The sequence below is a fragment of the Micromonospora sp. CA-248260 genome (assembly GCF_050942205.1).
Lineage (GTDB): Bacteria > Actinomycetota > Actinomycetes > Mycobacteriales > Micromonosporaceae > Micromonospora > Micromonospora antibiotica.
In genome coordinates this window covers 1,399,154-1,426,102 of the sequence record NZ_CP192021.1, presented here as the reverse complement: position 1 = coordinate 1,426,102, position 26,949 = coordinate 1,399,154, and the positions used below count along the sequence as shown (strand labels likewise).

20 protein-coding genes are annotated in these 26,949 nt (G+C 71.3%); 4 read left to right on the top strand and 16 right to left on the bottom strand.

The window, feature by feature from the left end; translation table 11 throughout:
* Positions 1 to 50: 50 nt before the first annotated feature.
* From serA to ACQP2H_RS06530, 5 genes are all read right to left on the bottom strand, one after another.
* Positions 51 to 1,649 (bottom strand): phosphoglycerate dehydrogenase, encoded by a 1,599-nt coding sequence (gene serA / locus ACQP2H_RS06550; RefSeq protein WP_208567276.1) that lies wholly within the window; start codon positions 1,647 to 1,649, stop codon positions 51 to 53.
* Between the two features lie 784 nt (positions 1,650 to 2,433).
* Positions 2,434 to 3,447, bottom strand: coding sequence for a ketol-acid reductoisomerase (gene ilvC, locus ACQP2H_RS06545; RefSeq protein ID WP_219468105.1), 1,014 nt, complete (start codon positions 3,445 to 3,447; stop codon positions 2,434 to 2,436).
* A gap of 70 nt (positions 3,448 to 3,517) precedes the next feature.
* Positions 3,518 to 4,033 (bottom strand): acetolactate synthase small subunit, encoded by a 516-nt coding sequence (gene ilvN, locus ACQP2H_RS06540; protein ID WP_208567278.1) that lies wholly within the window; start codon positions 4,031 to 4,033, stop codon positions 3,518 to 3,520.
* Between the two features lie 66 nt (positions 4,034 to 4,099).
* Complete coding sequence (locus ACQP2H_RS06535) at positions 4,100 to 5,986, bottom strand: acetolactate synthase large subunit (protein ID WP_219468102.1); 1,887 nt, start codon at positions 5,984 to 5,986, stop codon at positions 4,100 to 4,102.
* Positions 5,987 to 6,225: 239 nt separating this feature from the next.
* A complete protein-coding gene (locus ACQP2H_RS06530; protein WP_357534646.1) occupies positions 6,226 to 8,637 on the bottom strand; it encodes a putative bifunctional diguanylate cyclase/phosphodiesterase in 2,412 nt (803 codons plus the stop codon).
* A 110-nt stretch (positions 8,638 to 8,747) separates the two neighbouring features.
* Between ACQP2H_RS06530 and ilvD the strand changes: the two genes are divergently transcribed.
* Complete coding sequence (gene ilvD, locus ACQP2H_RS06525) at positions 8,748 to 10,595, top strand: dihydroxy-acid dehydratase (RefSeq protein ID WP_357534648.1); 1,848 nt, start codon at positions 8,748 to 8,750, stop codon at positions 10,593 to 10,595.
* A gap of 104 nt (positions 10,596 to 10,699) precedes the next feature.
* On the opposite strand, the gene ACQP2H_RS06520 is transcribed toward ilvD, so the two are convergent.
* The 5 genes from ACQP2H_RS06520 to ACQP2H_RS06500 all read right to left on the bottom strand — a co-directional run bounded on the left by ACQP2H_RS06520 (position 10,700) and on the right by ACQP2H_RS06500 (position 14,644).
* On the bottom strand, positions 10,700 to 11,254 hold the full coding sequence (locus ACQP2H_RS06520; protein ID WP_363820435.1) for a phosphoribosyltransferase: 555 nt from the start codon (positions 11,252 to 11,254) through the stop codon (positions 10,700 to 10,702).
* A 178-nt stretch (positions 11,255 to 11,432) separates the two neighbouring features.
* Complete coding sequence (locus tag ACQP2H_RS06515; protein ID WP_363820437.1) at positions 11,433 to 12,347, bottom strand: DNA-processing protein DprA; 915 nt, start codon at positions 12,345 to 12,347, stop codon at positions 11,433 to 11,435.
* A 119-nt stretch (positions 12,348 to 12,466) separates the two neighbouring features.
* Positions 12,467 to 13,696 carry a hypothetical protein gene (locus ACQP2H_RS06510; RefSeq protein ID WP_433231613.1) on the bottom strand — a complete coding sequence of 410 codons (1,230 nt, stop codon included), beginning with the start codon at positions 13,694 to 13,696 and terminating at the stop codon, positions 12,467 to 12,469.
* A gap of 88 nt (positions 13,697 to 13,784) precedes the next feature.
* The gene (locus ACQP2H_RS06505; RefSeq protein ID WP_433231610.1) at positions 13,785 to 14,396 is read right to left on the bottom strand and encodes a hypothetical protein; all 612 of its coding nucleotides are present in this window, start codon (positions 14,394 to 14,396) and stop codon (positions 13,785 to 13,787) included.
* Positions 14,393 to 14,644, bottom strand: a complete 252-nt coding sequence (locus ACQP2H_RS06500; protein ID WP_363820442.1) for a hypothetical protein — start codon at positions 14,642 to 14,644, stop codon at positions 14,393 to 14,395. Before ACQP2H_RS06500 ends, ACQP2H_RS06505 begins: the two co-directional genes overlap by 4 nt.
* 263 nt (positions 14,645 to 14,907) lie before the next feature.
* Between ACQP2H_RS06500 and ACQP2H_RS06495 the strand changes: the two genes are divergently transcribed.
* Together ACQP2H_RS06495 and ACQP2H_RS06490 are read left to right on the top strand one after the other, a co-directional pair.
* Positions 14,908 to 15,789 (top strand): helix-turn-helix domain-containing protein, encoded by an 882-nt coding sequence (locus ACQP2H_RS06495; protein WP_433231607.1) that lies wholly within the window; start codon positions 14,908 to 14,910, stop codon positions 15,787 to 15,789.
* Positions 15,782 to 15,976 (top strand): DUF397 domain-containing protein, encoded by a 195-nt coding sequence (locus ACQP2H_RS06490; RefSeq protein ID WP_433231605.1) that lies wholly within the window; start codon positions 15,782 to 15,784, stop codon positions 15,974 to 15,976. The genes ACQP2H_RS06495 and ACQP2H_RS06490 overlap by 8 nt, the downstream gene beginning before the upstream one ends.
* 52 nt (positions 15,977 to 16,028) lie before the next feature.
* Here the strand turns inward: ACQP2H_RS06490 and ACQP2H_RS06485 are convergent, their stop codons facing one another.
* The 5 genes from ACQP2H_RS06485 to ACQP2H_RS06465 form a co-directional block, all read right to left on the bottom strand.
* A complete protein-coding gene (locus ACQP2H_RS06485; protein ID WP_433231603.1) occupies positions 16,029 to 18,887 on the bottom strand; it encodes a type I restriction endonuclease subunit R in 2,859 nt (952 codons plus the stop codon).
* Between the two features lie 68 nt (positions 18,888 to 18,955).
* A complete protein-coding gene (locus tag ACQP2H_RS06480) occupies positions 18,956 to 20,194 on the bottom strand; it encodes a restriction endonuclease subunit S (protein WP_363820451.1) in 1,239 nt (412 codons plus the stop codon).
* Positions 20,191 to 21,684: a type I restriction-modification system subunit M gene (locus tag ACQP2H_RS06475; RefSeq protein WP_433231598.1), complete on the bottom strand. Its 1,494-nt coding sequence runs from the start codon at positions 21,682 to 21,684 to the stop codon at positions 20,191 to 20,193. The genes ACQP2H_RS06480 and ACQP2H_RS06475 overlap by 4 nt, the downstream gene beginning before the upstream one ends.
* Positions 21,681 to 23,183, bottom strand: a complete 1,503-nt coding sequence (locus ACQP2H_RS06470; RefSeq protein ID WP_255597913.1) for a type I restriction-modification system subunit M — start codon at positions 23,181 to 23,183, stop codon at positions 21,681 to 21,683. The genes ACQP2H_RS06475 and ACQP2H_RS06470 overlap by 4 nt, the downstream gene beginning before the upstream one ends.
* A 255-nt stretch (positions 23,184 to 23,438) precedes the next feature.
* Positions 23,439 to 24,500 carry a helix-turn-helix domain-containing protein gene (locus ACQP2H_RS06465; protein WP_433231595.1) on the bottom strand — a complete coding sequence of 354 codons (1,062 nt, stop codon included), beginning with the start codon at positions 24,498 to 24,500 and terminating at the stop codon, positions 23,439 to 23,441.
* Positions 24,501 to 24,640: 140 nt separating this feature from the next.
* On the opposite strand from ACQP2H_RS06465, the gene ACQP2H_RS06460 reads away from it, so the two are divergent.
* Positions 24,641 to 25,111 (top strand): DUF2690 domain-containing protein, encoded by a 471-nt coding sequence (locus tag ACQP2H_RS06460; protein ID WP_219468063.1) that lies wholly within the window; start codon positions 24,641 to 24,643, stop codon positions 25,109 to 25,111.
* Positions 25,112 to 25,191: 80 nt separating this feature from the next.
* Here the strand turns inward: ACQP2H_RS06460 and ACQP2H_RS06455 are convergent, their stop codons facing one another.
* The gene (locus ACQP2H_RS06455; RefSeq protein ID WP_433231592.1) at positions 25,192 to 26,856 is read right to left on the bottom strand and encodes a SulP family inorganic anion transporter; all 1,665 of its coding nucleotides are present in this window, start codon (positions 26,854 to 26,856) and stop codon (positions 25,192 to 25,194) included.
* Positions 26,857 to 26,949 lie beyond the last annotated feature (93 nt).

Below are 26,949 nucleotides of genomic sequence, written 5' to 3'. Positions count from 1 at the left end.
GCGCAGGGCCCGGCCGGGTGGCCGGGCCCTGCGCCTGCGTGCGGGTGCGACTACTCGTCGCGCAGGTCCGCCGCGCTGGCGGCGGTCGCGCCGATCGAGTCGGCCGCGGAGGTGAGCAGGTCCGCGCCGAGCGCCTGGTCGACGGTGAGGGTCATCAGGGTCTCACCGCCGGCCTCCCGGCGGGCCACCTGCATCGCGGCGATGTTGATGCCGGCCTCACCGAGCAGCGTGCCGACGGTGCCGACCACGCCCGGCCGGTCGGCGTAGCGCAGGAAGAGCAGGATGCCCTCGGCGCCGATCTCCACGTCGAACCCGTCGACCTCGGTCAGCTTGAGGACGTCCCGGGCACCGGCGTGGGCGACCGTGCCGGAGACGCTGACCGTACGGCCGTCGGGCAGCGCACCCCGGATGGTGACCAGGTTCGGGTGGTCCGCCGTCTCGGCCTGGGTGACCAGGGCCACCTCGACGCCCCGCTCGGCGGCCAGGTGCGGCGCGTTGACGTAGGTGACCTGCTCCTCGACCACCGAGCTGAACAGCCCCTTGGTGGCGGCGAGCTTGAGCACCGACACGTCGTGGTTGACGATCTCGCCGCGCACCTCGACGGTGACGCTGGCGGCCACCCCGCCGGCCACGGCGGTGAACGCCCGGCCCAGCTTCTCGGCCAGCGGCAGCAGCGGCCGGACGTCCTCGGCGACGACGCCACCGGCCTGCACGTTCACCGCGTCCGGCACGAACTCGCCCTGCAACGCCAGCTTGACGCTCTTGGCCACGGCCAGGCCGGCCTTGTCCTGCGCCTCGTGGGTGGACGCGCCCAGGTGCGGGGTGGCCACCACGTTGTCGAAGGCGAACAGCGGGGACGAGGTGCACGGCTCCTTGGCGTACACGTCGACGCCGGCGCCGGCGACCCGACCTTCGGCGATCGCGTCGGCCAGCGCCTGCTCGTCGACCAGCCCGCCCCGGGCGGCGTTGACGATCCGGACGCCCGGCTTGACGATCGCCAGCTCCTTCTCGCCGATCAGGCCGACCGTCTCCGGGGTCTTGGGCAGGTGGATCGAGATGAAGTCGGCCTCCCGCAGCAGCTCCTCCAGCCCCACCAGGCGGACGCCGAGCTGGGCGGCGCGGGCCGGCTGGATGTAGGGGTCGTACGCGATCAGCCGGGTGCCGAAGGCGGCGATGCGGGACGCGAAGAGCACGCCGATGCGGCCGAGGCCGACCACGCCGACGGTCTTGCCCTGCAACTCGACGCCGGTGTACTTCGACCGCTTCCACTCGCCGGCCTTGAGCGCGGCGCTGGCGCTCGCGGTGTTACGTGCGACGGCGAGCAGCAACGCGACGGCCTGCTCGGCGGCGGAGACGATGTTGGAGGTGGGAGCGTTGACGACCATGACGCCCCGCGCGGTGGCGGCCGGAACCTCGACGTTGTCCAGCCCGACGCCGGCCCGGGCGACCACCTTCAGGCGCGGCGCGGCGGAGATCGCCTCGGCGTCGATCTGCGTGGCACTGCGCACGATCACCGCGTCGGCCTCGGCCAGCGCGGAGAGCAGGGCCGGGCGGTCGGTGCCGTCGACGTGGCGCACGTCGAAGTCGTGCGCGAGCACCTCGATGGCGGCGGGGGCGAGTTCTTCGGCGATCAGTACGACAGGATTCATCGGTCCTCGTAGACGTCGTATTTTAGGTCGGCCGGGGCGACCGGGCGCCGCGATGCGCCCTGCGCCGATCCGTGCCATGGCCGTCAGGTGCCGGTCACGCACCTCACCAAGGATCGTAGGGGGCACCCCGGTCGGCATGTCCCGGTCTGCGGGGTGAGGGCCCTCACACAGCGTTGTCGCACGCCTGTCATCCCCCGTTCATCCGGCCCAGAGCGCGTAATGCCGCCCGATTCGGCCCGATGAGGCGTCGCTCACCCCATCCCGCCAGGTGAACCCGGCACTACACACGGCGCACGGCGGCGCGGGCGACGTCACCCGGGCGGTACGCGTCGGTGGCGGGGTGGCAACGACGGTCGCGGCGGCAGCAACGACAGTGGTGGTGGCGGCGGCGGCCACTCGACTCTGTTTACCCAGAAAGCGTTATGACTGGGCGGCATATTTATGCCACCCAGTCATAACGCTTCACTCGACAACATAGCCAGCCTGCGACACACCCGGCGGAGTCGACGGCCCCCAGCGGCCCCACCGCAAGTTCGACGCCGTCGAAGGCTCAGCCCACCGGAAACCCCGCACCGTCGGAGCCTCAGCCACGGCACCTCAGCCCACCGGCCGCTCAGCGCCGCTGGAGGCCCTGGCCGCACCGGCCGGATCGGCGACCGGGACGACCCCAGCCGGCCGGCCCGCCGGGGACGGCCAGAGACGGCCAGCGACACCCGGGACCACCCGGAGACCGCCCGGGGACCACCCGGAGACCGGACGATCCCCGGTGCGGGGCGGGTGCGGGTCAGGCGGTCTCGGTGAGCGGGCGGTCCACCCAGCTCATCATCGAACGCAGCTTCTGCCCGGTCTCCTCGATCGGGTGCGCCGCGCCCTCGGCCCGCCACTTGGCGAAGTTCGGCCGGCCCGCCTCGTCCTCGGCCACCCACTCGCGGGCGAACTCGCCGGACTGGATCTCGCCGAGGATCTTGCGCATCTCCTCCTTGACCCGGGAGTCGACCACACGCGGGCCCCGGGAGAGGTCGCCGTACTCGGCGGTGTCGGAGATGCTGTAGCGCATCCGGGCGATGCCGCCCTCGTACATGAGGTCGACGATGAGCTTCAGCTCGTGCAGGCACTCGAAGTAGGCCACCTCGGGGGCGTAGCCGGCCTCGGTGAGCACCTCGAAACCGGTCTGCACCAGGGCCGCCGCGCCGCCGCAGAGGACCGCCTGCTCGCCGAAGAGGTCGGTCTCGGTCTCCTCGGTGAAGGTGGTCTTGATGGCGCCGGCCCGGGTGCCGCCGATGCCCTTGGCGTACGCCAGGGCGAGCGGGAAGGCGTTGCCGCTGGCGTCCTGCTCGACGGCGACCAGGCAGGGCACGCCCTTGCCGTCGACGTACTGGCGGCGGACCAGGTGGCCGGGGCCCTTCGGGGCGACCATCGCCACGTCCACGTCGGCCGGCGGGGTGATCAGGCCGTAGCGGATGTTGAAGCCGTGACCGAAGAAGACGGCCTTGCCGGGGGCGAGGTTGGGGGCGATCGACTCGGCGTAGATGGACCGCTGGGCGGTGTCCGGCGCCAGAATCATGATCACGTCGGCCTCGGCCGACGCCTCGGCCGGGGTGAGCACCCGCAGGCCCTGCTCCTCGGCCTTGGGCCGGCTCTTGGAGCCCGCCGGCAGGCCGATCACCACGTCGACACCGGAGTCGCGCAGCGACAACGCGTGGGCGTGGCCCTGGCTGCCGTACCCGATCACGGCGACCTTGCGGCCCTGGATCAGGCCCAGGTCGGCGTCGTCGTCGTAGTACACCTCAACGCTCATTGACTTCCCTTTCGTACGGCGGTCTCGTCGGACCGTCGTGGACTGTGTGCGGTGGCGGGTGGGCGCGCGGTCAGGCCGCGCGCAACGAGGGGCCGGCGGTGATCGACCGCGAGCCGCGCCCGATCGCCACCGTGCCCGACTGGACCATCTCCTTGATCCCGAACGGCTCCAGGTCGCGCAGCAGCGCGTCGAGCTTGTCGGGGGTGCCGGTGGCCTCGACGGTGAGGGTGTCCGGTGCCACGTCGACCACCCGGGCCCGGAACAGGGCAACCGTCTCCAGCACCTGCGCGCGGGCCGCGCGGTCCGCGCGCACCTTGACCAGCAGCAGTTCCCGGGCCACCGAGACCTGCGGGTCCAACTCGACGATCTTGAGTACGTTGACCAGCTTGTTGAGCTGCTTGGTGACCTGCTCCAGCGGCGACGAGTCGGCGTTGACCACGATGGTGATCCGGGAGACGTCGGGGTTCTCGGTCTCACCGACGGCCAGGCTGTCGATGTTGAACCCGCGCCGGGAGAACAGGCCGGAGACCCGGGCCAGGACACCGGGCTTGTTCTCCACCAGCACGGACAGGGTGTGCAGGGTCATGCCGCCGTCTCGCTTCGCTCGGTCGGGCCGTGCCACCGCACGGTCCCGGGGATTCGGGCACTCATCTCAGATGTCGTCCTCGTCGAACGCCGGGCGGACACCCCGGGCGAACATGATCTCGTCGTTGCTGGTGCCGGCGGCGACCATCGGCCAGACCATCGCGTCCTTGCCGACCGTGAAGTCGATGACCACCGGGGCGTCGGTGATCGCCATCGCCGCCTCGATCGTCTTGTCGACGTCGGCGGCGTTCTCGCAGCGTAGGCCGATGCAGCCGAGCGCCTCGGCCAGCTTGACGAAATCCGGGATGCGGTGCTTGTGGGTGCCCAGCTCGGTGTTGGAGTAGCGCCCCTCGTAGAACAGGGTCTGCCACTGCCGGACCATGCCCAGGTTGCCGTTGTTGATCACGGCGATCTTGACCGGGATGCCCTCCAGGGCACAGGTGGCCAGCTCCTGGTTGGTCATCTGGAAGCAGCCGTCGCCGTCCACCGCCCAGACCACCGTGTCCGGCCGGCCGACCTTGGCGCCCATCGCCGCCGGGACGGCGTACCCCATGGTGCCGAGGCCGCCGGAGTTGAGCCAGGTGCCCGGCTTCTCGTACGAGATGAACTGGCTGGCCCACATCTGGTGCTGGCCGACCCCCGCCACGTAGATCGCGTCCGGACCGGCGATCTCGCCCAGCCGCTTGATCACGTACTGCGGGGACAGGGTGCCGTCGGCGGGCTCGTCGTAGCCCAGCGGGTAACGCTCGCGCAGGTCGTCGAGCTGGTGCCACCAGTCACCGAGGTCGGTGCGGCGGCCGGCCTTCTGGTCGGTCGTCACCGCCGCGATCAGCTCCTCGATGACGTGCTTGGCGTCGCCGACGATCGGGACGTCGGCGTGCCGGTTCTTGCCGATCTCGGCCGGGTCGATGTCGGCGTGCACCACCGTCGCGTCCGGGGCGAACGAGTCGAGCTGGCCGGTCACCCGGTCGTCGAACCGGGCCCCCAGCGCCACGATCAGGTCGGCCTTCTGCAGGCCGTAGACCGCGGCGACGGTGCCGTGCATGCCGGGCATCCCCAGGTGCTGGCGGTGCGAGTCGGGGAACGCGCCCAACGCCATCAGCGTGGTCACCACCGGGATGCCGGTCAGCTCGGCGAGCTGGCGCAGCGCCTCGGTCGCGCCGGCCTTGAGCACCCCGCCGCCGACGTAGAGCACCGGCCGGCGGGCGCCGCTCATCAGCCGGGCCGCCTCGCGGATCTGCTTGCCGTGCGGGTGCAGGGTCGGCCGGTAGCCGGGCAGGTCCAGCGTCGGCGGCCAGGAGAAGGTCGTCGCCGCCTGGAGGACGTCCTTGGGGATGTCCACCAGCACCGGCCCCGGACGCCCGGTGGCGGCCAGGTGGAACGCCTCGGCGAGGACCTGCGGGATCTCCTCGGCGGTCTGCACCAGGAAGTTGTGCTTGGTGATCGGCAGGGTGATGCCCTGGATGTCCGCCTCCTGGAAGGCGTCGGTGCCGATCGACGGCCGGGCCACCTGGCCGGTGATCGCGACGATCGGGACGGAGTCCATGTAGGCGTCGGCGATCGGGGTGACCAGGTTCGTCGCGCCCGGCCCGGAGGTGGCGATGCAGACGCCGACCCGGCCGGTGGCCTGCGCGTAGCCGGTGGCGGCGTGCCCGGCGCCCTGCTCGTGCCGGACCAGGATGTGCCGCACCGACGAGTCGTAGAGCGGGTCGTAGGCGGGCAGGATCGCGCCGCCGGGGATGCCGAAGACGACGTCGACGCCGAGGGCCTCCAGCGACCGCACCAGTGAACCGGCGCCGGAGACCGGGACCGGCCCGGACGGCCGTACGGCCGGGGTGGCCGCGGCGGCGGTGCCTCGCGGCGTGGTGGTGGGGTCGGCGTCGCCGGCCGGCTCGGTGACGGTGCGGGCCCGCCGGGCGGAGTGGGCGAGGGTCTCTGGCGTGGGTCTCGTCATGGCGGTTCAGGCCTTCGGCTGGAGTTGGGTGGAGCTGCTACGGCAGGTGCGACAGGGGCGACTACGCGCCCCGGTGGTTCCGACGGCAATAAAAACGGCCCTCGTGCAGATGCACGGGGCCAGCGCACTCTCGACAGCAGGAGAGTGCGCTCAGGTAAGTACTCGCAGCGACCGGTTCGACGACATGGGCCAAGCCTGACGCATCTCACGCGATGAGTCAACTGATCCCACATGTTGGTTCACGAACGGGGGACGCCGTCCCCGGTGGGGGTCTCGTCAACCGGCCCGGCCTGCGCGGACTCCTCGTACGCGGGGCGTGGTGCGGGCACCGGCGGCGTCGCCGGTGGGTGGGATCGCAGCCGGGGCAGCAGCGGCGAGGGGGTGGGTCGACGCGGGGCGGGCGGCGGGGCCGGCGGGGCCGACGCGGGGCGGGCCCCCGGCGAGGTGGCCGCCTCCAGCATCGCCTCCAGGTGCTCGGCCGGCACCCCCCAGCCGAAGAGCGCCCCCTGGCCGAACCGGCACCCGGCGGCGACCACCGCGGCCAGCTCCGTCGGGGTGGTGACCCCCTCGGCGATCACCTCCATGCCCAGCTGGTGGCCCAGCCGCATGACGATGTCGACCATCGGGGCGAAGGCCGGCCCGTCCCGCCCCACCGGACGGACCGGCTCGTGTTCGGCGACCAGACTGTGGTCGATCTTGAGGATGTCGATCGGCAACCGGCGTAGCTGCCCCAGCGACGAGTAGCCCGCCCCGAAGTCGTCCAGCGCGATGCGTACCCCGGTCAGCCGCAGCGCGGTCAGCCGACGGATCAGCTCGTCGAGGTCGGTGGCGACGGCGTGCTCGGTGACCTCCAGCACCAGTCGCTGCGGCGGTACGTGGTGGGCGCGCAGCGCCTCGGCGACCTGCACCACGTACTCCGGGGCGTGCAGCTCGCGCGGGGAGACGTTGACCGAGACCCAGACGTCGTGGCCGTCGGCGAGCCACCGGGACAGCTGCCAGCACGCCTGGTGCAGCACCCAGGCTCCCAGCTTGGCGATCATCCCGCACTCCTCGGCCAGCGGGATGAACTCGTCCGGCCGGATGTTGCCCAGCTCGGGGTGGTGCCAGCGCAGCAGGGCCTCGGCGCCCACCGGCCGGACCGAGGGCAGCGAGGCCACCGGCTGGAAGGCCAGCCGCAACTCGTCGCGCTCGATCGCGCCGCGCATCTCGTGCTCCAGCCGGGTTCGCCGGGTCAGCAGCCGGTCGTAGCTGCCGTCGTAGCGCTCGATGCGGTTCTTGCCGCGTTGCTTGGCGTAGCGCAGGGCCAGGTCGGCGTGGCGCAGCAGGCCGACCACGTCCGGGTCGCCGCCCTGGCCGGCCACCCCGATGCTGACCGAGAGGAAGACCGCCCCGCCCGCCTGGTCGTACGGCCGGCCGAGGACCCCCAGCAACCGCTCGGCCACCACGTCCGCGTCGGCCGGGCGGCCCCGCATCAGCACCGCGAACTCGTCCCCACCGAGCCGGGCGGCCAGGTCACCGGGGCGCAGGTTGCTCCGCAGCCGCCGCCCCACCTCGGCGAGCACCATGTCGCCGACGTCGTGGCCGCGCATGTCGTTGACGTTCTTGAAACCGTCCAGGTCGAGCCCGAGCAGCACGCAGTCGCCCCCCTCGGCGGCGCAGCGCTGCATCTCCCGCAGCAGGCCACGCCGGTTGGCGAGGGTGGTCAGCGGGTCGGTGTGGGCCAGTTCACGAAAATGCGCCTCCCGTTCGGCCAGCCGGCCGGCATAGCGGCGCACGTCGTTGAGGGTGAGGTACTGCCGGGTGACCAGCGCGAACCCCTCCAGGCTGCCGGCGACGATGCCCAGCGCGTCGAACCGGCCCCCCTGCATCAGGTGGTACATCGCCGAGCCGGCCATCGCGACCATCGGGATGAAGGCGTACTCCCCGTCGCGGCGGATCAGGTCGATGTCGACCTGGCCGGGGGCGTCGACCCGGTGCACGGCGAACGCCCCGGCGAGCAGGCCCACGGCGAGCAGCGCCATCCCGGTCACCGCCATCGCCGAGCCGCCCTGGCAGACCCCGGCGGCCACCACGAGACCACCGGTGGCGGTCGCGGTGATGCCGGTGCCGAGCACGGCCAGGCGGGTCCGGGGGCCGTCGGCGCGGGCCACCACCATGCCGGTGAGGCCGGCGGTGATCGCCGCGGTCACCGAGGCGAGCAGGATCGCCGGGCAGGCGCTCGGCGTTGCCGGCCCGAGCAGGCGGGTCGGCTCCGACAGGAGCACCCAGCCGACGAACCAGATCGAGGTGGCCACGACCAGCCCGTCGAGCAGCAGCCGGGCGGCGGCGGCCCGGGCCACCATCGCGCCGGGCAGCCGGAGCAGCCCGGCGCAGAACGCCAGCCCGGTCAGCGCGGTGCCGCCGGCGATCACCGACGCCCAGCCCGGGTGCCGCCCGCGCTGGTGCGCCCCGTGCTCGGTCGCGCCGAGCAGCGCGACGCCGCCGGCGACCAGGGTGGCCAGGGCGACGGCGGCGGCCAGGGCGAACAGCAGGTGGGCCTGGCGGTGCGGCCCGCCGCGACGCCGGGCCGAATCGGCCAGCAGTGCGGTGGCGGCGGCGGCCAGCAGGCCACTCAACACCGCCACGGCGACCATGCCCGGGGGTAAACGCACGACCACAACTGTGCCGGATCGGCGTCAGCCACGGGGTACCGGGTGTGCAACTGTTGGGACACGGCGCGCGCGGTGGTTGCCGCCCGCCGGACGGTGCAAGACTGGTACCCATGCCTGAGCTGCGGTCGAGGACCTCCACCCACGGTCGGACGATGGCCGGCGCCCGGGCCCTCTGGCGGGCCACCGGGATGACCGACGACGACTTCGGTAAGCCGATCGTCGCCATCGCGAACAGTTTCACCCAGTTCGTCCCCGGCCACGTACACCTCAAGGACATGGGTGGCCTGGTCGCGGACGCGGTGGCCGAGGCCGGCGGGGTGGGGCGCGAGTTCAACACCATCGCCGTGGACGACGGCATCGCCATGGGCCACGGCGGGATGCTCTACTCGCTGCCCAGCCGGGAGCTGATCGCCGACGCGGTCGAATACATGGTCAACGCGCACTGCGCCGACGCCCTGGTCTGCATCTCCAACTGCGACAAGATCACCCCGGGGATGCTGCTGGCCGCGCTGCGGCTCAACATCCCGACGGTCTTCGTCTCCGGCGGCCCGATGGAAGCCGGCAAGACGGTCGCGATCGAGGGCGTGGTGCACTCCAAGATCGACCTGATCGACGCCATGATCGCCTCCTCCAACGAGGCCGTCACCGACGACCAGCTCGGCGAGATCGAGCGCTCCGCCTGCCCGACCTGCGGCTCCTGCTCCGGCATGTTCACCGCCAACTCGATGAACTGCCTCACCGAGGCGATCGGCCTGGCCCTGCCCGGCAACGGCTCGACGCTGGCCACCCACGCCGCACGCCGGTCGCTCTTCGTCGAGGCCGGCCGCACCGTCGTCGACATCGCCAAGCGGTGGTACGACCACGACGACGCCTCCGTGCTGCCCCGCAACGTCGCCAACCGCAAGGCGTTCGACAACGCGGTCGCCCTCGACGTGGCGATGGGCGGATCGACCAACACGATCCTGCACCTGCTCGCCGCCGCCCGTGAGGCCGAACTCGACTTCACCGTCGCCGACATCGACGCCGTCTCCCGCCGGGTGCCCTGCCTGGCCAAGGTCGCCCCGAACTCGCCGAACTACCACATGGAGGACGTGCACCGGGCGGGCGGCATCCCGGCCATCCTCGGTGAGCTGGACCGCGCCGGCCTGCTGCACCGCGACGTGCACGCCGTGCACTCCCCCTCGCTGGCCCAGTGGCTCACCGACTGGGACGTCCGGAGCGGCTCCCCCACCCCGGAGGCGGTCGAGCTGTTCCACGCCGCGCCCGGCGGGGTGCGCACCGTCGAGCCGTTCTCCACCACCAACCGCTGGTCCACCCTGGACACCGACGCCGCGCAGGGGTGCGTGCGGGACCGGGCGCACGCCTACAGCGCCGACGGTGGGCTGGCCATCCTGCACGGCAACCTCGCGCCCGACGGCTGCGTGGTCAAGACCGCCGGGGTGCCCGACGAGTGCCTGACCTTCCGGGGCCCGGCCAAGGTCTACGAGTCGCAGGACGACGCGGTCGCGGCGATCCTCGCCAAGGAGATCGTCGCCGGGGACGTCGTGGTGATCCGCTACGAGGGCCCCAAGGGCGGGCCCGGCATGCAGGAGATGCTCTACCCCACCTCGTTCCTCAAGGGGCGCGGGCTGGGCCGGTCGTGTGCGCTGCTCACCGACGGCCGGTTCTCCGGCGGCACCTCCGGGCTGTCCATCGGGCACGCCTCCCCCGAGGCCGCCTCCGGTGGGCTGATCGCGCTTGTCGAGCCCGGCGACGAGATCGTCATCGACATCCCGGCCCGGTCGATCGCGCTGAACGTGCCTGACGACGTGCTGGAGGCCCGCCGGGTGGCGCAGGAGAAGCGGGACCGGCCCTACACCCCGCTCGACCGGCAACGCCCGGTGTCCGCCGCCCTGCGCGCGTACGCCTCGATGGCGACCTCGGCCAGCGACGGCGCGTACCGCCGCGTCCCGGAGTGACCGGCCGGGCGGGATGATCGTCGGGCTGAGTTGATTGACTGCACGTCGGCGGTGTAGCGGTATCCCCACCCGGGAACACCGCTACACCGCTCTCAAAGAGTCGATCAACCGCCGATCGCGCACACCGTCAGGTCGAAGACCGGCTCCTCGATGGCCCTGAGCAGGGGCCGGGACGCTGCGTGTTCGGGATTGACGTGCCGGCCGAGCACCACGACACCCACCGACGAGGCACCGGCAATCTTCAGCGCATGTGCGAGCGACTGCGCCCGGGAACCAGTCGTCCAGGTGTCGTCGAGGACCAGGGGTCGAACGGGACCTACGAGGTGGGGAAGACGGACCGTGAACCAGTCGCGCTGGAACCGCCGGACGTCGGGGCCGTAGCGGGGATTCGGCACGGCGGCCAGCCAGGGCAGTCCCAGCCGATCGCCGACCAGCTGCTGAAGAGGGTGTGGACCCGACTTTCCCCGGGTGCTGGGCACGGCGACGACGTGGGTCGGCGCACCGCCCATCCCGGCGGACGCACAGTCGAGATGATCCCTCAGGAACAGCAGCAGCAGTGCCAGCAGGTTCCACCTGGCCTGTGCGGAGGCCGGGGTGGACTTGTACGACCGTAGGTGGTGATGGTGTTGGCCGCTGCGCGGGGAGTACGAAATCGGCACGACCACATCTGCGAGCAGCCCGCCGGACTCCGTCTGCTGCTCCTGGCATGGGTAGCAGTACGCGTAGCCGGCGCTGCGAACCCCTCGGCAGGTCGGGCAGATCAGTTCCCCGGCGGCCAGTGGGTTGCGCAGAAAGTTCCGCTGGGTCTCGACGTACCCCCGGATCCTGGCCCAGGGGTCAGAGGCTGGCGAGCTCAGGAAAGCCCTCCAGCTCGGGGGCGGTCGGCACCCGGTCGAGGATGGCGTCCACCGCCTCTATCAGCTCCACCGTGCCGTGTGCGACGTGGACCCCGGGCCGGGCGGCGAACGAGCGCGCCCAGTCGTGTCGCAGCACCTGACCGGTGAGCACCACCGGACGGCCGTGCTGGAGAGCCAGCCGCGCCTGGATGCGGGCTCCGCTGTGCTCGCCCGCCTCGACAACGACGGTCGCGGCGGCGTAGCCGCTCATCACGGCGTTGCGCATCGGGAAGCTCTGCCTCGTCGGGGCGGCGTCTGGCCAGAACTGGCTGATCACCAGGCCCACCTCGGCGATGTGCTCCTGGAGCGACCGGTTCGCGGCGGGATAGTGGCGGCGGATGCCGGTGCCGATGACCGCGACCGTGCGCCCGCCCGCTGCGAGCGCCGCCTCGTGCGCCGCCGTGTCGATCCCCTTCGCCAGGCCGCTGACCACGGTGACGCCCCGCCGGGCCAGCGAGGTGGCCACCGATTCGGCGACCTCCAGGCCCCGGCGACTGGCTTCCCGGCTGCCGACCACCGCGATCGCACGTGGGTCGGGCCGCAGTGCTCCCCGGGCGAACAACAGCGGCGGCATCTCCCGGATGTCGCGGAGCTGAGCGGGGTAGTCCTCGTCGAAGAAGGCGCGGACGGTGCTGCCCTCAGCCTGCCAGGACATCAGGTCTCCCGCCGCCGACTCGATGAGCGAGTCGACCGTGCGGGTGTCGGGAAACAGCGTGTCCGCCCTGCCCACCACCCGCGCGAGCACGCCGAGCGCGGTTCCGGTTTCCTGGACCTCGTGGGCGGCGTCCGCCCAGCTCAGGTCGGGCTGACGCAGCAGCGCGACCAGCGCCGCCCGCTCCACCGTCGCCCGGTCCATGGGCCTGATCCTAGGGGCCTTCACCGGGCCGGCGGCCTGCTGGGCAGGCAGCGGCGCGGCGGTGGCCCGGTCGGCTCCGACTCCCTCCGGCACGCGTCGAACATATGTTCCCCGGCAGGTCACGTCAATCGGGGAACGCGCAGGTCGTCGTCCTCGGCGATCAGGCAGGGGCCGTCGTCGTCATGACCATGGACGGTGCGGCCGGCCCGGGTGAAGCGGACGCTGAGCGGGCGGCCGTGATGCCGGGCGGCCAGCCGCCGCAGCCCCGGCACCGGGTCGGGCGGCAGCGGACGGGACGTTGACCGGGGCACCGGGACCGGCGTCCGGGGGTCGGCCGGCACGGTCTGCGGGAGGGTGACGTCGAGACATTCCAGGCAGTGCGCCACGGCCGCCGCGAGGCTGGGGCGGTCGGGCAGGTCGTCGGGGCGTACCGGGGTGGCCGGTGGGCGCAGGTCGACCGACCAGAGCACCCCGTGCGTCCGCAGCGGCGCGACCGGGTGCCGTCGCAGGTCCAGCACGTTCACGAGCAGGGCCAGGTCCAGACCGTAGGCGAGCCGGAGCAGTTCGGCCAGCGGCGGCGCCTCGGGGCGTACGGCGGTGACCAGCAGTCGCGCGGCGGGCAGCGCCGGGCCGACGGCGGCCACCTGCTCCCCCACCGGGTCCGCGCCGGCCCAGGGCAGGGCGACGTAGCCGTCGCGCACGTCCGGCGGGAGGGCGTGGCCTCCGTCGGCCTCGGCGAGATCCTCCGGGCGTACGCCGAACACGGTCGCCCAGGCACCCAGCCGGTAGCGGTCGGGGAGCCGGACCACCGACCGGCCGCCCGGTCTCACGCTGGCCGTCGACACGGGTTCCGGTGTGCCGGCCCGCCACGCGAGGTGGACCACCCGGCACCGTAGGTCGGTTAGGGTGATCAGGGCGGCCCGGTGCACCCGGCCGGTGCCGGCGCAGGTGGCGCAGGGCAGCACCGATGCCACCGGGCGGCGGGCGGGGCGGCAGGTCGGGCAGGGCCGCGACGGCACCGGCTCGCCGAGCCACGGCGGGTCCGGTGGTTCGGCGGCCCGGTGCAGCGGCGTCCCACCACGGTGCGCGCCGTCGGGCCGACGCGGCCGGTCGCTGCTCACGCCGTCGGGCCGGGGCGTCGTGCCACGGCCCGGGCCGTCGGGCTGCTGCGGCCGGTCGCGGCGCAGGCCGGTGGGCCTGCCGACCGGGTCGTCGTGCGCCGGGGCGTCGGGGCGCAGGGCGGTGTGCCACCAGCGGCCGTCCCGCCACACGGCCTGCGCGCCGGGCAGCCGGCCGCCGCCCACCCGGCCGGCGCAGTCGGCGCGCACCCGTCGGGCGACCCGCGCCACGCTGATGGTCGCCGCCGGGGCCGACGCCCGCAGCGGGTCGGGGCGGAGCAGCCGCGCGGGGCGTGCCGGCCGCGCTCGCCGAGCCCGGTCAGCGCGTCGGCCACGTCGGTGCCGACCAGGGCTGCCGCCAGGTCGGCGTAGCCCGGCTCCGACGGCAGGCCGCGCACCGGGGAGCCGGGCATCTCGTAGCGGACGGCCCAGCGCAGGGTGTCGCCGTGCCGGCGGGCCTCCACGACCAGGTCGAGCAGGAGCAGGTCGGCCAGCGCGCAGAGCCGGACCAGCCGCTGTGCCGGGTCGACCGGGGCGGGGCGGTCGACCGGCCCACCCACACCCGCCACGCCGGCCGGGCCGCCCCGGCGAGGGCCCGCGCCGCCCACTCCTGCCGCTCGGCCGCCGGCAGGTCGGGCCGCCAGCCCGTCGGCACCGGTACGACCACCGGGTCCACGGTGACGGCGACGCCGGCTTCGGCGGCCAGTTCGCGTACCCGGGGAGTCAGGTCGACCACCCAGCCACCCGCCGGCTGCGGACGGGGTTCGAGGGTGCCCGGCAGCACCTCGCGGGATGCGACCGCGCCGGTGTCGAGGTTGGCCACGGTCAGCACGAGTTGGGCCCGCCGTAGGCCCCGCCGCGCGCACCGGTGGCAGCCGGCCGGGATGGTGCCGTCGCAGTCCGGGCAGGCGACGGTAGGTGCGCCGGTCACCGGGGCGGCCGGGCCGTGCAGGGCCCGTCGTGGTCGACGCGGCGCACGCAGCGTGGCCCGCCGGGCAGCGGCAGGTCACAGAAGACCCGATGGCGTACGCACTGCTCGTCCTCGGCGGAGACGGTCGCCTCACCGGCGTCCACCTGGGACAGGAACGTCACCGAACGGGCCAGCGCTGCCGCGAACCGGTGGGCGGCGGGCAGGTCTGCGGCGGTGAACGGCAGGTGCGCCACCCAGCGCCCGCTCACCGGCGGGTCGCCGGGTGGGTGCCGGCGGGGCGGACCTGATGGGGAATCGCGCACACGGCGCACCTCCTCGACGACCATTCGATACGGCAATTAGCAAACCGTGGAAATTCCACGACCATCGCCTTTGACATCGTCATCTTGTAGGGTCGGAAGCGCTATCTCAATGAATGCCCCCGCGCACTGTTCCGCTAATCTCCGGCAACATTCGGTGTTTCAGTATGGAGCGTCGGGATGTTGCAAAATGCAACGGACAAGGAGGCCGGATGGCCGAGGACATGGGATCGACGGTGCCCCGTCGCCGACTCGGCAGGGCCCTGCGTGACCTGCGCACCGAGGCCGGGATCACGCTGGACGCCGCCGCCGAGGCGCTGGAGTGCAGCCGGCAGAAGGTGTGGCGCATCGAGAGCGGGCTCGGCTCGGCACGCAGCGTCGACGTCCGGGCCATGTGCGAGCTGTACCGGGCGAAGAACGAGCTGACCCGGGCGCTGATCGCACTGGCCGGCGAGACGAGGGCGAAAGGCTGGTGGCACGCGTACGGCGACGCCATTCCCGACTGGTTCGAGCTGTACGTCGGCCTCGAATCCGCCGCGTCCCACATCCGGCGATACGACGAGGCGTTGATTCCGGGGCTGTTCCAGACGCGCGGCTACGCGCTCGCCGTCTATCAGCACCGCGAGGAGGTGACCGAGGACGAGCGCGAGCGCTTGGTCCAGGTGCGGCTTCAGCGGCAGTCCCTGCTCACCCGCCGACTGCCGGTGGCACCCCGGCTGGAGGCCGTGATCTCCGAGGCCGCGCTGCTGCGGATCGTGGGCGACCGCCCGACCATGGCCGCCCAACTGCGCCACCTACTCGACGTCGGCGAGCGGGACCGGGTCGGCATCCGGGTCCTGCCGCTCTCGGTCGGCCTGCACCGGGGCGTCGAGGCCGGCACCTTCGTCATGCTGGAGTTTCCGCTCGGCAACCGGGCGACGCCGGACCCGCCGGTGGTATACAGCGAATCCTGGACCGGGGCGCTCTACCTCGACCGACCAGACGAGTTCGCCGCCTATGAGAAGGTGTGGTCGAGCCTGGATCAACTCGCCCTCGATGAAGGACAATCAAGAAATCTGATCAACAAGATCGCCACGGAGGTCCACCATGGCTGACCTGACCGGTGCCCGCTGGCGCAAGAGCACCCGCAGCGGCAGCAACGGCGGCGACTGCGTCGAGGTCGCCGACAACCTGCCCGGCATCGTCGCCGTGCGGGACAGCAAGGACCCGACCGGCCCTGCCCTCACCTTCACCCCGGCCGCCTGGGCCACCTTCACCGGCCGGGTCGGGCGCACCCGTTGACGGCCTGCCGGGTGCGGCGGGCACCGGAGCCGCCGCACCCGGCAGGCCGCCGTCAGTAGTACTCGCGGATGTAGCCGAGGGCCCGCTCGTACACGTCGGGGTCACGGATCTTGAATTTGATGTAGAGCGTCTTGCGGAGGGCCTGCTGGACCAGGCGGTCGCCGTCGCGGGTGTCCTGCCAGCCCGTGAAGCGCACCGCCCGCACGACCTCGTCGACCTCGGCGACGATCCGTTCGGCGATGATCGGGGTTCCGTTGCCCTTGAGGGACTGGAACAGCTCCGTCAGGGCCGCCCTGCCCTGGTCCTCGCGGGGGACCTCGGCGGCTTCCTTCTCTGCGGCCACGGTGTCCTTGGCCAGGAGGAACAGTTCCTTGAGAAACTCCAGGCTGGCCTGCTGGGAGTGCGCGTACTTCTCCCGCAGTGCCGTGAGTCGCTTGCCGAGTTCGATGAAGACAGGATTACCGAGGTGCCTGGCGATGCGGGCGGTAATCCACTTTTCGACCTCGATGGGGTCGATGTCCGTTGGCCGACCCGACATCAGGTCCTCGATCACCTGGGCGTCCAGGACGATCGTGTCGAGGTCGGTGCGGGGCACCTCCACGGTGACGTGCGCGTTGATGAGTTCCAGGGTTTTCGCGCCGAGGGTGTGCCACACCAGCCGGCCGGCGACGTCCGCCGGCCGCACCGACTCGTAGACGTCGGTGAGCCACCGGTAGTCGGCCTGGTGGGTCGAGAGGATCGGGTCGGGGCTGAGGGTCTCCCAGAGTTGGGCGACGACGCTGAATGCCTGGCCGAAGGCGTCGCGGGCCGCGTCGCCGCTGATCGCGGTCTGCGCGGCGATGAGCCCTTCGTAGCCGCCCACGGTCCGGTCGACGCCGGGAAAGAAGGCCAGCGCGGCCTGGATGGCCGGGCCGAGCTGACCGCGCAACACGTCGATGTTGCTGATGACCTGCTGGACGCTCTTCTCGTCGAAGGCGAACGCCTTGGCGACGTCGTCGAAGATGCCCAGGTAGTCGACGATCAGACCGTGTGTCTTGGCCGACGGGTAGACCCGGTTGGTGCGGGTGATCGCCTGGAGCAGGTTGTGCTCCTTGAGCGGCTTGTCGACGTACTGCGCGTAGAGGATCGGCGCGTCGAACCCGGTGAGCAGCTTGGCCGTCACGATGATGATCTTCAGCGGGTCGGCCGGGTCGTTGAACCGGGCGGTGATCCGCTCCAACTCGACCCGGTCGGGGGTGTACTCCTTCCATCCCTTCGGGTCCCGCGCGCTGTGGCTCATGACCACGGTCGAGGCGTCAGGGCCGAGGAGCTTGTCGAGTTCCGCCTTGTAGGCGACACAGGTCGGTTTGTCGTAGACAACCACCTGCGCCTTGAAGCCCTGCGGCTCGACCTTGGCCCGGAAGTGCCCGGCGATGTCGGCGGCGATCCTGCGGACCCGCCCATCGGCCTTGATCAGCGACTCCAACGAGGCGGCCCGCCGCGACAGCGTGCCCTTGTCGGCCTCGGTCAGCCCATGCTGCTCGGCCAGCTCGGCGAACGCGGCGTCTATCGCCGCCGCATCGAGGTGGATCTCCGACAGGCGCGGCTCGAAGTGCAGCGGCAGCGTCGCCCCGTCCCGGATCGAGTCCTGGAACGAGTACCGCGACAGGTAACCTCCCCCGTCCAAAGTGGACCCAAACCACATAAAAGTGTTGCGGTCGCGCCTGTTGATGGGAGTGCCGGTCAAGCCGAACAGGAACGCGTTCGGCAGCGCCTCGCGCATCTTGCGGCCATAGTCGCCCTCCTGGGAACGGTGGGCCTCGTCGACCATGACGATGATGTTGTCGCGGTCGTCCAGCACCCCGGGTGCCTCGCCGAACTTGTGCACGGTGGTGATGATGACCTTGCGCGCGCCCGTACCGAGGAGGGCTTGCAGCTCACGGCGACTGTCGGTGGAGACCAGGTTCGGCACGTCCGAGGCGTTGAACGTGCCGGTGATCTGGGTGTCCAGGTCGATCCGGTCGACCACGATGATCACCGTGGGGTTCGTCAGCCCGGCCGTGGCACGCAGCTTCTGCGCGGTGAACACCATGAGCAGCGACTTGCCCGAACCCTGGAAGTGCCAGATCAGGCCCTGCTTGATCTCGCCGGTCAGCACCCGCGCCACGATGAGGTTCGTCGCCTGGAACTGCTGGAAGCGGGCAATGATCTTGATCTTGCGGTGCTTCTTGTCCGTGGCGAACACCGTGAAGAAGCGCAGGAAGTCCAGCACCGCCGCCGGGTTGAGCACGCCCTCGACGGCCTCGCGCACCGCCGCCAGGCCAGCCTTCGTGGGAGCATCATCGGCGGTTTCTTCCCGCCACGGCCCCCACAGGTCGACTGGCATGCCGACCGAGCCGTAGCGGAAGTCCTTGCCCTCAGTGGCGAAGTTGAACACGTTCGGCACGAAGAAGGCGGGGACGTTGACCTCATAGTCCTCGTTGATCTGCGCCGCCGCGTCGATCCAGGTGTACGCCGGCCGGACCGGCGACTTCGCCTCACCCACGACCAGCGGGAAGCCGTTGCACCACAGCACCAGGTCGAAGCGGCGCTCCACCCGCCCGACCTTGTACGTCACCTCCGTGGAGATCATCCACTGGTTGGCGCTCGGTTCCGGGTTGTCGAAGTCGACGAGCCGGACCGTGACATGCTCCCCGGCCGGGCCGAACGGCATCGACTTCTGCCCGGTCAGCCACGCGGCGAACTCCTCGTTCGCCACCACCGGGTTCGGCGTACGCCGGGCAGCCAGGATGATCGCCCGCAGATGATGGACGACCTCGTCCGCCCGCCGGGGGTCGGCCTCGATCGCCGGGTTCAACCGCCGCAGCGCCTCCTTAACCGGCCCCTCCAGCAACACCTCGTCCGCTCGACGCGGCAACTCCCTGCCGGCCACGAACTGAGTGTCGGTAGACGCGACAAGATCCCGCACAAAGTCCCGGACCGCGTTTGCCTCGGTGAACGTCACCGCCCACCTCGGAAGATGTCAGCGAGAAGCGCCCTACGGAAGACCGTCAGAGAAGCGCTATTTTTTTCGATTTTATGAATTGCTCCCTGAATCAGCGCCAGCAAATCTAGTATCTGCTTCTGCTCGCCGACCGAAGGGAGGGGAAAATCAAACCTCTCGACATCCCGTTTAGTAATATTTGGGTCCTTTCGAGAGCTGGCTGCAACTTTTCGCCACTTGGATCTGCCAGCCTTGAGGACCTCGTGCATGAACTGAGGAAGCACCTCCTTCCGCAGATCAAGCAAGGCGCTCACTGCCTGATTGGTAGCCGCGTCGACACCCAGTCGAGCAGTGCGCCCGATCTGACCAAATCCGCCGTACATTGCAACGAGAACGGTACCCTCCGGCAGGACCATGGCAGACGTTTCCGACACCGCCGAATCAGTGATCCGCTCGTCGGTAACCAATATTACCGACTCGTTCAGGTCGAGGGTCTTCACCCACGGTATAGTTCCGCCGTCAAAATATCTGGCCTGCTGTGAGCGACTAGGAGTAGCACCGGATCGGACGGTACTCACGTCGCTGACCGTTGCCGCCGTCCAACCCTTCGGCACGTTCCGAGTCCAAAAATCAGCAGCGTCGAGGGGAACGGCAGCCGTACGCCACGGTCCATTCGGCCCAACAGTCAGCAATGCCATACGCGCCTGTAGATATGCCTCCTTGAGGACCCCCCGGACCTGTCGAACGGCGCCAAGATGGCGTTCAACGGCCCAGAGAAGCCTCACAAGGCGCTGCTGCTCGTCAACCGAAGGCAACTCGAACTCGTAGTTGGCCAGGTCCCGCCAGTTCGTGCGCGGCGACAGCGAGCCGGCCGACGTGCCCAGGGCATGATCATAGAATCCTTCACTCTGCACAAGAAAGGGCAGAAGTTCGGGCAGGAGCTGGGTATCGTCCGCCTCAAAGACGAGAATATCCCCAGAGGTGATGGCGTCGAACTCGGCAAAGGCAGCTTTACGCTGGTAGGCACGGCGCTTGCCGAACAGGGTCTGCCCGGGCCGGACACGACGGGTGAAGGTGCTGCCGTCCTCGACAGTGCCCCAACGGCTGATCCTCAACTCACCGGGGTCGAGGTGCTCCATGGCAATCACGCGGTCGATCCCAGCAGCTTCGGCGTCTCGCACAGTGACGTTCAGGTTCCTGACCACGTCACCGAAGGCCACACGCTTCCAGCTGCTCCTGTCGAGGTTGAGGGTCACGGGGCTACCTCCTGTCGCAGCAGTGCGAGTACGCCGTCAAGCGCGACATCGGCCTCCGTGGCAGCGGCTCGCCATACGGTCATTCCCTCAGTGACGCTCGTCCGCCCGTCCTCATGAGCCGTAGCGTTGGGAACAACGTAGAGCGGGATCGCCAGACTGTACTGCTTGTCGGCAATCTGGTCGAGACTCGCGACAGCCGCAAAGCCTCCGTCGCCAACGAATGCCTCGTATGCGGCAAGGATTCTATCCTGATGCTGCACGCGCAGAAACGACTGCGCCCGTTCGCGGGCGACCTCGTTGACCGCGTTGATGAAGAGAACTTTGCCGCGTTGCTCGGCGGACTTACTGGCGCGCAGCGTGACCACCACGGCCTCCATGGGCGAGTTGTAGAACAGCCCGGCTCCGAGTCCGATGACGGCTTCCAGCAGGTCGGAGCGCACCAACTTCTCGCGCAGAGCCGCCTCTTCCCGGCGGAACAGCACGCCGTGCGGGAAGAGGATCGCGGCGCGGCCGGTCCTCTGGTCGAGGCTGGCGGCGATGTGCTGGAAGAAGGCGTAGTCGGCGCGGCCCTGCGGCGGGACGCCCCACATGTTTCGGCCGTACGGGTCGTTGGTGAACGCGGTGCGGTTCCACGCCTTGATGGAGTACGGCGGGTTGGCCAGCACCACGTCGAAGGTTCTCAGCTGACCACCGCGATCGAGGAAGGCAGGCTTGGTGAGCGTGTCGCCGTGCGCGACGTGGCCGTCGGCGATGCCGTGCAGGAACAGGTTCATCCGGGCGATGGCCGACGTGCCGTAGTTGAGTTCCTGCCCGTACAGGCGCAGGTTGCGCCACTCCTTGCCCTGGCGGCGCAGCTCGGCGGCGGTGGAGATGAGCATGCCACCGGTGCCGCAGGTCGGGTCGTAGACCGACTCCCCCGGCTCGGGCCTGAGCATCATCGTCATCAGGTGGACGAGGGTGCGGTTGGTGTAGAACTCCTGCGCGGTGTGGCCGGAGTCGTCGGCGAACTTCTTGATGAGGTACTCGTACCCCTGACCGAGTTCGTCCTCGGGCAGGTTGGCCACCGTGAGCGTCTTGGTGGAGAAGTGCTCGACGAGCTGCTTGATGGTCGCGTCGGGGAGCAGATTCTTGTTGCCCCAGTCGCCGTCGCCGAAGACACCGGCCAGGGTGTCCGGGTTGGCCGACTCGATCGCCCGCATGGCGGTGAGGATCGCCGCGCCCACGTCGCTCGCGACCTTGCGGACGTCCTGCCAGTGGGCACCGTCGGGGATGGCGAAACGGTGGTTCTCCGGCAGGTCGGCCAACTCGTCGTCACCGTAGACCTTCAGCGCGGCTGCATGCTCCTCGTCGTAGACGTCGGAGAGCCGCTTGAGGAAGACCAGCGGGAAGATGTACTGCTTGTAGTCGCCGGCATCGATGAGGCCGCGCAGCACGACGGCTGCGCCCCACAGGTACGACTCCAGTTCGCGCTGGGTGATGCGGGCGTTCACGCCGTCACCTCCGCCGGGGCGAGGCCCCACCGGGCGAGTTCGGCTTCCAACGCGGCGCGGGTCTCCCGGGCAGCGGCGTGGGCCGCTTCGAGGTCGGTCAGGGCCTGCTCCAGGGTCGGCTGGTCGCCCCCGTCGGCGGGGGCGACGTACAGCGGGATGTTGAGGTTGAAGCCGTGTGCCCGGATGTCGTCGAGCGTGGCGACCGCCGCCAGGCCGGGCGCCTCGGCGAACTCCCGGCAGGCGCGCAGCAGGGCGTCGGCGTGCTCGGGTTCGAGGGCGTTCTGGTTACGGCCGCGCTTGAACAGCGTCTCGCCGTTGACGAACAGCACCCGGCCTTTGCGCTCGTCGGCCTTGCGGCGGCGCAGGATGAGCACGCAGGCGGCGAGGCCGGTGCCATAGAAGAGATTCGGTGCGAGACCGATCACGGCCTCGACCAGGTCCGCCTTCAAGACGAACTCACGGATGCGCCCCTCGGCACCCTGGCGGAACAACGCGCCCTGCGGCAGCACGACGGCGACCCGACCGGTCCCGGGCGATGCCGAGTCGATCATGTGCTGGACCCAGGCCCAGTCGGCGTAACCCTTGGGCGGTACTCCCCCCAGGCGGTTGCGGCCCCACGGGTCGGTGCCCCAGGCCACGTCGCCCCAGTTCTTGAGGGAGAACGGCGGGTTGGCGATGACACAGTCGAACTGGGCGAGGCGCGAGCCGTCGTAGAAGGCCGGCGACCGGAGGGTGTCCTCCTGGGCGATCTTGAAGTCCTCGACGCCGTGCAGGAGCAGGTTCATCTTGGCGAGGCCGGAGGTGGCGAGCACCTTCTCCTGGCCGAACAGCCTGCCCCAGAGGGTCTGCGGCCGACCGCCCTGGCGCTTCACGTGCTCGATGACCTCGATGAGCATGCCGCCCGTGCCGCACGCCGGGTCGTAGACCGTCTCACCCTCCTGCGGATCCAGGATGTCGACGAGCAGCTTCACCACCGGGCGCGGGGTGTAGTACTCACCGGCCTTCTTGTTGGACTGGTCCGCGAACCGCTTGATGAGATATTCGTACGCCTGCCCGAACACATCCGGTGCGACGACCGCATTGCTCAACGTCCTGGTCGAGAAGTGCTCGATGAGGTCACGCAGCTTGGCGTCGGGCAGCTTGTCCTTGTTCGTCCAGGCAGCGCTGCCGAAGATGCCGTACAGCACGTCCGGGTTGGCCTTCTCGATCGCCCGGAAGGCGGTCACCAGGGCCTGCCCCACATTCTGGGTGCGGGCACGCACGTCCTCCCACAGGCTGCCCTCCGGAATGCCGAAACGGTGGTTCTCGGCGAACGACGCGTACTCGTGGTCACCGTCCGACTCCGCGAGCGCCCGCTCATACTCCTCGGTGTAGGCGTCGCTGATCCGCTTGAAGAACACCAGCGGGAAGATGTACGCCTTGAAGTCCGCCTGGTCGATGCTGCCGCGCAGCAGATCAGCAGCCCTGGCCAGATATTGCTCCAGCTCAGACAGGCTCAACGGGACGGCCAGTGTGTCCCGGGCGGACGCGGGGGGTCGCGCGAATCGGTCGATCATGACAGGTACCCGTTCACGGTCATACTCGGTGGTGTCTCCTCACGGGCCGCGTGCTGGCGCTCGCGCCGGTCCCACCGTAGTCGCAACTATGCACAGCGAGAGTTCCCGCCCGAGCGAGTTCTGCGTTCTGTCAGGCGGCTCCCGCGTTCCCATCATCGGCCAGCCGGGGGAATGACCGGGACGGCTGCCGGGGCGGGTTCAGGGGATCGGGCGGACCTGGGTGGCGCCCCGGTAGCAGCCGGTCCGGGCCGGCGGTGACGTCCAGCCCGCGCCGGTGATCCGCACTTCGGCCCAGACGCAGGTCCGGGTGCTGGTGAGCAGGTTGCCGTAGGCGGAGATGCCGGCGTAGTCGATGGTGAAGTCGTGGCTGCGGGCCGGGGTGTCCCCGTCGGTGACGGCGAGCACCACCCGGGCCGGCCGGGGCACGGTCGGGGTGCCCGCCGGGGCCGGCATGAACCGGGGCCAGCTCGCCCCGCAGACCGGTGAGTATCTCAGCTCCACCAGGCCGATCACCCGCTCGTCGATCAGCACCGCAGCGCTGTCGACGGTGGTGACGGCGGGGTCGGCGGCACACCCGGCGTCCTTGGGGTCCGCCCCGTCGTGCACCCGCAGGGCGGAAGCGGACCCGGTGGGTGTCGGGTCGGGCACCCCGGCGGGTGGGCCGGACGTGGCCGAGGTGACCGGCGGTTGGTCGACGGAGCGCCAGCCGATCGAGGCCAGGCCGACGGCGAGCACCATGAGCAGGCCCGCCCCGGCAGCGGGGAGCAGCAGCCGACGATCGGACCGACCGGCCGGCGCCGCAAGCGCCGGTCGGCCGCCGGGCGAGGACTCGGCAGCAGGCGGGGGCTCAGTAGCAGGCAAGGACCCGACGGCGGGCCGAGGCTCGACGGTAGGCGGGGAACCAGCGACGGGCGAGGGCTCGACGGCGGGCAGGGAATCGGCAGCGGGCGGGGACTCGGCGGTGCCGGGTGCGCGGTCGTCGGCCGCCGGATCGGGGGTGCTCGCGGCGACCCGGTGCCAGCGCCGGGCCCAGGCCGTCTCGTCGCCGCCGAGCGCCCGGACGTACGCCAGGGTGGTGTCCAGGGTGGGTAGCTTCCGGCCGCCGGCCGCCTCGGACAGCGAGCTGGACGACCGGTGGGCCCGGCGGGCCATCGCCTGGTACGTCGGCCGGCCGGCCCGGTCGCGCAGGCTGCGCAGCTCGGCGGCGAACGCCTGCACCGGGTCGGCGTCGGGATCGAGCGGGCGCTCCGTCCGGGCCACCGTGACTCCTCGGGTTGATTGACCAGCGCCGGCTATTGATTGTCCAACGCCACACAGCGTAGAGACGACTGTCGACGGAAGGTAGAGATGGGAGTCGACCCAACCCGGTCCGAAAGTCGACCATCCACATCGGAGGAACGATGACCACCGCACCCCGAACGTCGAGGGCTGTCCACCGGACGTTGGCCACCCTGGCCGCCAGCGCCCTGGTCGCCGCGAGCCTGCTCGTGGCGAGCCCGGCGAGCGCCGGCTGCCCCACCACCGGCTGCGACGGCACCGACCCGATCAACACCCAGTGCTCGGCCGACGCCCGCAACGCGACCAGCCAGCCGGCGTACATCATGAAGGGCGCGACCACGCTGGCCGTGGTGGAGTTGCGGTACAGCGCCACCTGCGGCACCAACTGGGGCAAGATCAGTAACCGGGTGACCCCGAACCGGGTCCAGGTCACCGCCTACCGGGACAGCCCGCGCAAGTCGACGCCGTGGTACGGCGGCACCGGTGCCCAGTACTACGGCGACCAGCTTGACGGCCAGAACTCGACGATCTGCGCGGTCGGCGAGGTCGTCTACAACGGCACCACGTACACCAGCACGCCGCTCTGCGCCTGACCAGGACGGCGGCCGGTCCGGCCGGAGTGCCGACGGGCGGCGTGGTGCGCGTCGCCCGTCGGCACTCCGGCCGACCACCGTCAGGTGGTGACGGTGCCCCGCAGCAGGTCCCGGGCGTGGGCGATGGCCGCCGGGGTGTCGGCGAAGACCAGCCCGTCGCGGCGCAGCTCGTCGGCCACCCCGAGGGTCGCCAACACCTGGTCGTGGTCGGGGGTGATGCCGGAGAGCAGCACGGTGATCCCCCGGCCCCGCAGTCGCCGGACGGCGTCGCCGAGCACGTGCGCGCCGGTGGCGTCCAGCGCCGACACCCGCGACATCCGCAGGATGACCACCCGGACGTCGGCGACCTCGGACAGCTCCAGCAGGAAGGTGTGCGCGGCGGCGAAGAACAGCGGCCCGTCCAGCCGGTAGGCCACGATGTGCTCGGCCAGCAGGGCGTGCTCCTCGGCGCTGTGCTCCCCCCGGTCGAGCGGGACCTGTTCCAGCCGGGCGCTGCGGGCCACCGCGCGCAGCGCGATCACCACCGCCACGGCCACCCCGACGGCGACGGCGGTGACCAGGTCCCAGGCGACCGTGACGACGAAGGTGAGCACCAGCACCAGGGCGTCGCCCCGGGTGGCGCGGGCCAACGCCCACAGCGACCCGGCCTCGACCATGCGTACCGTGGTGGCGAGCAGCACCCCGGCCAGCGCGGCGAGCGGAATCCGGCCGACCAGCGGGGCGGCGGCGAGGACGATCGCGGCGAGCGCCACCGCGTGGGTGAGCGCGGCCAGTTTCGACGACGCCCCGGCGCGGACGTTGACCGCCGTGCGGGCGATCGCGGCGGTGGCCGGGATGCCGCCGAACAGCGGCGAGGCGAGGTTGGCCAGGCCCTGACCGAACAGTTCCCGGTCCGGGTCGTGCCGTTGCCCGACGGTCATCCCGTCGGCGACGGTGGCCGACAGCAGGCTCTCCAGCGCGGCGAGCGCGGCCACCGCCAGCGCCGACGGCAGCAGCACGCCGACCGCGCCGGGGTCGAGGAAGCCCAGCGACGGCGCGGGCAACCCCTGCGGCAACGCACCGATCCGGACCAGCTCGACCGGGGCGGTCTCGGCGAGCACCGTGGCGGCGGCCACCCCGAGCAGCGAGAAGGGTACGCCGGGCCGCCAGCGTGCGCCGAGCAGCATCAGCGCCGCCACCCCGAGCGCGACGGCCAACGCCACCGGCCGGGGGTGCACGACGAACCGGGCGACCGCGTCGGCGGCGACGGCCCAGACCCGGTCGCCGTGCGCGTCGGTCACCCCGAGCGCGGCGGGGAGTTGTTGCAGGGCGATGACCACGGCGATGCCGGCGGTGAAGCCCTCGATGACGGGGGTGGGCAGGTAGCGGACGTACCGCCCGAGGCGGGCCAGGGCGAGGGCGATCAGCAGCAGCCCGGCCAGTGCGCCGACCATCAGCACCCCGGTCGGGCCGAACTGCTGCACCACCGGCACCAGCACCACGGTCATCGCCCCGGTGGGGCCGGAGACCTGGAGGTGGGAGCCGCCGAACACGGCCGCCACCGCCCCGGCGACGACGGCGGTGACCAACCCGGCCTGCGCCCCCAGCCCGGAGGTGACGCCGAAGGCGAGGGCGAGCGGCAGGGCCACCACGGCCACGGTCAGCCCGGCGACCAGGTCCCGGCGGGGTGCCCGGCGTACCGCCTGCCAGTCGGCGCGGTCGGGCAGCAGGCCGAGGACCCGGTCGGCGACGGCGGCGACGCTCACCGGCCGGGCCGGGTCGGTGGGCCGTTCGTGGCGGGGGTACGGGGCCCGTCGCCGGCCACGACGGGACCGGACGGTCCGGCGGCGGGTACGGCT